General features: G+C 72.0%; 7 protein-coding genes. 3 read left to right on the top strand and 4 right to left on the bottom strand.

Annotated features, from left to right (window positions below; genetic code table 11):
- Positions 1 to 548 (bottom strand): MSMEG_4193 family putative phosphomutase (locus tag KBX39_RS20370; protein WP_210871984.1); only part of this gene is annotated, 548 nt, incomplete at its 3' end.
- Positions 549 to 1427: 879 nt separating this feature from the next.
- Between KBX39_RS20370 and KBX39_RS20365 the strand changes: the two genes are divergently transcribed.
- Entirely contained in the window at positions 1428 to 2015 is a 588-nt protein-coding gene (locus KBX39_RS20365) for a hypothetical protein (protein WP_209961693.1), read from the top strand.
- 56 nt (positions 2016 to 2071) lie between these two features.
- Here KBX39_RS20365 and KBX39_RS20360 read toward each other — a convergent pair whose 3' ends face one another.
- Complete coding sequence (locus tag KBX39_RS20360) at positions 2072 to 2908, bottom strand: undecaprenyl-diphosphate phosphatase (protein WP_043324430.1); 837 nt, start codon at positions 2906 to 2908, stop codon at positions 2072 to 2074.
- Positions 2905 to 3957 (bottom strand): LLM class F420-dependent oxidoreductase, encoded by a 1053-nt coding sequence (locus KBX39_RS20355; RefSeq protein ID WP_210871982.1) that lies wholly within the window; start codon positions 3955 to 3957, stop codon positions 2905 to 2907. Before KBX39_RS20355 ends, KBX39_RS20360 begins: the two co-directional genes overlap by 4 nt.
- Before the next feature lie 163 nt (positions 3958 to 4120).
- Between KBX39_RS20355 and KBX39_RS20350 the strand changes: the two genes are divergently transcribed.
- Together KBX39_RS20350 and KBX39_RS20345 are read left to right on the top strand one after the other, a co-directional pair.
- Positions 4121 to 5089 (top strand): aldo/keto reductase, encoded by a 969-nt coding sequence (locus KBX39_RS20350; RefSeq protein ID WP_210871980.1) that lies wholly within the window; start codon positions 4121 to 4123, stop codon positions 5087 to 5089.
- A 70-nt stretch (positions 5090 to 5159) separates the two neighbouring features.
- Complete coding sequence (locus KBX39_RS20345; protein WP_043324435.1) at positions 5160 to 5351, top strand: DUF5703 family protein; 192 nt, start codon at positions 5160 to 5162, stop codon at positions 5349 to 5351.
- A gap of 54 nt (positions 5352 to 5405) precedes the next feature.
- On the opposite strand, the gene KBX39_RS20340 is transcribed toward KBX39_RS20345, so the two are convergent.
- Positions 5406 to 6059, bottom strand: a complete 654-nt coding sequence (locus KBX39_RS20340; RefSeq protein WP_030504008.1) for a hypothetical protein — start codon at positions 6057 to 6059, stop codon at positions 5406 to 5408.
- Positions 6060 to 6079: the final 20 nt, after the last annotated feature.

Raw genomic sequence — 6079 nt, 5'->3', positions numbered from 1 at the left:
ACCGACGCCGGGTCGGCCACGATCCGCTGAAAAAGATCAAGGTGTACGCCGAGCGCGTCCGCCACGATCGCCTTGATCACATCACCGTGGCTGCACGCGAGCCAGACCGCCTCCGGTCCGTGCTCGGCGGTGACCCGCGCGTCCCACGCCCGTACCGCCGCCACCGCGCGCGCGGACATCGCCGCCATCGACTCCCCGTGCGGGAACGCGGCGGCGCTCGGGTGCTGCTGCACCACCGGCCAGAGCGGCTCCTTCGCCAGCTTCTTCAGCGCCTGCCCCTCCCAGTCGCCGTACCCGCACTCGATCAGCCCGTCGTCCACCACGGGCTCGGCGTCCGGCAGGGCCAGTTCGAGGGTCTGCCGGCAGCGGATCAGCGGGCTGGTCACCACCGCCGCGAGCGGCAGCCCGGCGAGGCGTGCCCCCACCGCCGTCGCCTGCGCCCGGCCGGTGTCGTCCAGCTCGACCGGTTGCCGCCCGGCCAGGCCGCCGTCGGCGTTCGCGGTGGTCCGGCCGTGTCGCAGAAGCAGAAGGGTCGCCACGCAGACCACCCTAGGCGGTACGCCCCGACCGTGATCGTCCCGCCACGACGCCGACCTTTCCCGCCCTCACACCCCGTCCCCGCCCTCGCACCCCGTCCGCGTCGATCGTGATCGCCCGTCGCATTGCGCAGCTCGTTCGTCTCGCGCGGCACTCCGCCAGAGATCTTGGAAGATTTGGGCCCCTATGAGAGCCATTTCCTTCCAAGATCTCCTGAGGTAGCGGCGCACGCCGGAGATCTTGGTACGTTCCCGCCCTTGTAGGGGCCGCTCCGTACCAAGATCTCCGGCGAGCCCTTTCGAGACGGCGATATGCGCTTGCGATCTGCCGTCGGCGACCCGACCTCCCACACGATCATGAGGTTGACGGCGACAAAACGGACACGAGGTGCCGGCAACTTCATGATCGACGCGGCAGGGAAGCCCGGGCGTTGGCGGGCGCGACGTGGGCGCGACGTAAGCGGGCGCTACGTGAGCGGGGCGGAGATGGGCGTGCGCAGGTGGAGCGGTCGGCGGAGTGGGCCGGATGCGTCGGAACGAGAGAGCGGGGCGTGTCGGGGAGGGCGTGTCCGTTTGCGTCGGGTGTCTGATTTCGGGGTGGTCGGGGACACCCGCACGGCGGAATCGCCTGCGGGGCCGGGACGTTATATCTGGCGAACGACCGCAGCAGCGCCCCCGCAGCCCGAGAAGGCGGGCGGCAGCGTCCGGGAATGATCCCGGGCCGGCGGTCGTTGGACATGTCTCCGGCGCGACCAGCGAGCCCCGCACGCCACCCCCGGCGTCCGCGGTCCGCGTGAGCAGACGCCGGATCCCCCCGAAGACTTCTCTGAGCGCCTGACGGTGCCCACGCACTCGCCCCCGGGTGCGTCGACCCCCGAATGGAGCCCCCTCATGAACACGATCCTGCGCAAGAGCATCCTCGGTATCGCCGGTCTGACCGTCGCCGGTGGCCTCGCCGCCGGCCCCCTCAACCACGACACCAGCACCCCCACCACCCGCAACGCCGCGGTCACCACCACCCAGGCCGCGAAGCTCGACAGCGCCGCGCTGATCCCGCACGGCGTGCAGGGCACCCAGTCCCACATCGACCTCGACGACGAGCAGACCGCCAACGTCAAGGCCATCATCGCCGCCACCAAGAAGGCCGGCATGGACGAACGCGCCGCCGTCGTCTCCATCGCCACCGCCCTGCAGGAGTCGAAGCTGGAAAACCTCGGCCACCTCGGTGACCGCAACGACCACGACTCGCAGGGCCTGTTCCAGCAGCGCCCCTCCAGCGGTTGGGGCACGGTCGAGCAGATCACCGACCCCGAATACTCCACCACCGCGTTCCTGAAGGGCCTCAAGCAGGTCGACGGCTGGCGCGACATGCCGCTGACCAAGGCCGCCCAGACCGTCCAGGTCTCCGCCTACCCGGACCACTACGCCCAGTGGGAGCAGCAGGCCGCCGACCTGGTCGCCGAGCACTGGAACAGCTGAGACAAGCAGAAGGCCGGCACCCCGAACATCGGGTGCCGGCCTTTCGCATGACAGCGTCAGGTGGCGCTGATCGTGCCGGTGGCCAGCAGGCAGATCACCAGGCTGCCCAGCGCGACCCGGTAGAGCACGAAGACGTACAGCGTGTGGTGTGCGACGTAGCGCAGCAGCCAGGCGATGGCCGCGTACCCGACGGCGAACGCGATCAGCGTCGCCACCACCATCTGCGCCACGCTCGGCGCGGCGGTGCCGGGCGCGGACGGCTCGAAGACGTCCGGCAGGCTGAACACGCCGGAGATCACCACGGCCGGGATGGCCAGCAGGAACGAGTAGCGGGCCGCGGTCTCCCGGGTCAGGTTGAGCAGCAGGCCCGCGGTCAGCGTGCCGCCGGAGCGGGACACGCCTGGTACGAGCGCCGCGGCCTGGGCGAAGCCCATCACCACGCCGTCGCGCATCCGGAAGTTCTCCAGCGTACGGGTCTGCCGGCCCCAGTACTCGGCGAAGGCGAGCAGTACCGCGCCGATGATCAGCGTGCAGGAGATCAGCCAGAGGTTGCGGCCGGCGGTGCGGATCTGGTCCTTGAAGATCAGTCCGAAGATGCCGATCGGGATGGTGCCGACGATGACGTACCAGCCCATGCGGTAGTCGAGGCTGGAGCGCACCGAGCGGTCGAACAGGCCCAGACACCAGGTGCGGACGATCCGCCAGATGTCCTTGGCGAAGTAGATCAGGACGGCGGCCTCGGTGCCGAGTTGGGTCACCGCGGTGAACGACGCGCCCGCGTCCCGGCCGAAGAACAGCTCCGAGGTGATCCGCAGGTGCCCGGACGAGGACACCGGAAGGAACTCGGTCAGCCCCTGGACCAGGCCCAGGACGATGGCCTCGATCCAGGTCACTCCCCGACTCCGGACAGCTCCAGCGCCTCGGCGACGGTCCGCAGGGTCTGCACCCCGCTCTCCCGGTCGGCCACGAACAGCGACACCGACAGCGTGGTCACGCCCGCGGCGGCGTACTCCCGCATGCGCTCGGCGATGCGCTCCTTCGGGCCGAGCAGCGAGGTGCGGTCGATGAACTCCATCGGTACGGCGGCGGCCGCGTCGCGCTGCCGCTTGGCCAGGTAGAGGTCCTGGACCTCGCGGGCCGCGTCGCCGTAGCCCATCCGGGTGGCGAGCTGGTTGTAGAAGTTCTGCTTGCGGCTGCCCATGCCGCCGACGTACAGCGCGGCGTACCAGCGGACCAGCTCGGCGCAGGTGGCGATGTCGTCGCCGACCACCACCGGCACGGACGGCACCACGTCGAAGCCGGCCAGTTCCTTGCCGGCGGCGGCGCGGCCGGCCCGGACCGAGGCGAGGTGCTCCTCGGCGAACTCCGGGGAGTAGAAGACGGCCAGCCAGCCGTCGGCGATCTCGCCGGCCAGCTCCAGGTTCTTCGGGCCGACGGCGGCCAGGTAGATCGGGATGTGCTCGCGCGGCGGGTGGAAGCCCAGCCGCAGCGCCTTGCCCGGGCCGTCCGGCAGCGGCAGCGTGTAGTGCTCGCCGTCGTACGCGACCTCCTTGCGGGCCACCGCCAGCTTGACGATGTCCACGTACTCCCGGGTGCGGGCCAGCGGCTTGGCGAACCGCACGCCGTGCCAGCCCTCCGAGACCTGCGGGCCGGACACGCCCAGGCCGAGCCGGAACCGGCCGCCGGAGATCGTGTCGATGGTCGCCGCGGTCATCGCGGTCATGGCGGGCGAGCGGGCCGGGATCTGCATGACCGCCGACCCGACGTCGATCCGCTCGGTCTGTCCGGCGATCCAGGACAGGATGCTCGGCGAGTCCGAGCCGTACGCCTCCGCGGCCCACACGACCGAGTAGCCGAGCCGGTCCGCCTCCTGGGCCAATGCCAGGTGGTCGAACGGCGTGCTCCACGCCGTTTGGTATCCGAGGTTGAGCCCGAGTCGCACTGATCCTCCCGCCATCCGCACCACAGGTCGCATCAGGTTACGCAATGAGCGTGGCGCCCTCGACGTCCGGCTCACCCGAACATGTCACACCGGTCTGATGTCGCGCGGGAACTTGACTGCGGCGAGGATATCCGTGACGCCGGGTTCGAAATAAGGTTCACGCATGCAACAGCGACCGCTCGGCCGAAGCGGGCTGGCGGTATCGCGGCTCGCGCTCGGCACCATGACCTGGGGACGCGACACCGACGCCGACGACGCGGCCGCCCAGCTGAAGAGTTTCCTCGACGCGGGCGGCAACCTCGTGGACACCGCGGACGTGTACGCCGACGGCGACGCCGAATCGGTGATCGGCTCGCTGCTGGGCAGCCTGGTGGACCGCGACGAGCTGCTGATCGCCACCAAGGCGGGGCTGCGGCCGGGCAGCCGCCGCCGGGACGGCTCGCGCGGGCACCTGCTGCGCACGCTCGACGCCTCGCTGCGCCGGCTGGGCACCGACCACGTCGACCTGTGGCAGGTGCACGGGTACGACCCGGACACGCCGCTGGAGGAGACGCTCTCGGCCCTGGACCACGCCGTGTCCAGCGGCAAGGCCCGCTATGTGGGCGTGTCGAACTTCTCCGGCTGGCAGACCGCCCGCGCCGCCGCCTGGCAGGCCGCCTGGCCGGGGCGCGCCCCGGTGGTCGCCGCGCAGGTGGAGTACTCGCTGCTGGAGCGCGGCGTGGAGCGGGAGGTGCTGCCCGCCTGCACCGGGATGGGGCTGGGCGTGCTGCCCTGGTCGCCGCTGGGCCGGGGCGTGCTCACCGGCAAGTACCGCAACGGCCGCCCGGCCGACTCGCGGGCGGTGTCGCCGCACTTCGAACGGTTCGTCGCCACCGACCTGGAGCCGCGCTGCTCCAGCATCGTGGAGGCGGTCGCCATCGCGGCCGGCGGGCTCGGCGTGGCGCCGCTGGAGGTGGCGCTGGCCTGGGTGCGGGACCGGCCCGGCGTGACCGCGCCGATCCTGGGCGCCCGGACCGTCGGGCAGCTGCTCGGCGCGTTGCAGGTGGAGCGGATGACGCTGCCGGAGGAGATCGTCACGGCGCTGGACGACGTGTCGGCGGTGCCGGTGGGCTACCCGGAGCGCGACGGCTGAGCCGCGGCGGGGCGGTCCGGGTCACCGTCAGGGGGTGGCGGAGGGCCCGCGACCTGGGCAGCATAGGGGCATGGACTACGAATACGCGCCGCTGCGGTTGCCTTCGAACGTCGATCGGCTGACCGCCGCGGCGCAGCTGGCGATCCAGGCCGAGTTCTCCGGTTGGGAGCTGGCCCGGGTGCGGCTCTACCGGGACGGCACGCGGCAGGTGGTGCTGCGGCGCCGCCTGGTGAACAAGCCGCAGCCGGGCCTGTCGTACTGACGGGCCCGTCCCCGGGGCCGCGCGACGCGGCGCCGCCCCGGGGACGCGCACGGCCTAGTGCGCGTGGTCGTGCTCCTCGTCGAGCTCCATGAACGGGTGCTCGTCGAGCCGGCCGACCAGCCGGTCGTCGGCGGCGGGCTGGAACGGCCCGACCGGGTCGTCGTCGTCGAACGACTCCAGGTCGACCGGGGTGCCGACCTCGCTGACCATGACCACGCCGTCGAGCGGCTCCAGCTCCGGCACGTCCAGCGCGGACAGCGAGCCGTCGCCGCTCTGCAGCAGCTCCAGCACCGCCTCGCCGACGCCCTCCACCGGGGCCGGCTCGTCGTCCTCCGGGGTGCCGTCGCGGCGGGCCGCCTCGGCGGCACGCAGCAGCGCGGCGACGCTCGGCACCCGGTAGTCGCGCCGCTGCCGCACCGAGATGACCCGCGGGTGCGGGTCGGTGGGCTCGCCGCCCTCCACGGCGCCGAAGCGCTCGTCGGCCTCGTCCGGGTCGATCGACTCCACGTCCCAGGGCGTCACCTCGCCGAACGCGTCGAGCAGCTGCTCGTCGTAGGCGAACGAGGCGTTGTTCAACGCGACGTACGCCTGCCAGACGGCGTCGTCGTCGATCCGGCCCTGAGCGGCCCGGACGGCGGCCAGGTGGGCGCGAGCGGCGTCGATCACCCGCTCGAGGGCGGCATCCAGCTCACCGTGCTGGTCGGTCATGTGTGGCAGTCCCTTCGCGA

Source organism: Micromonospora sp. D75 (assembly GCF_018070405.1).
GTDB classification, from domain to species: domain Bacteria; phylum Actinomycetota; class Actinomycetes; order Mycobacteriales; family Micromonosporaceae; genus Micromonospora; species Micromonospora chalcea.
This window is presented reverse-complemented; position numbering and strand designations above follow the sequence as displayed.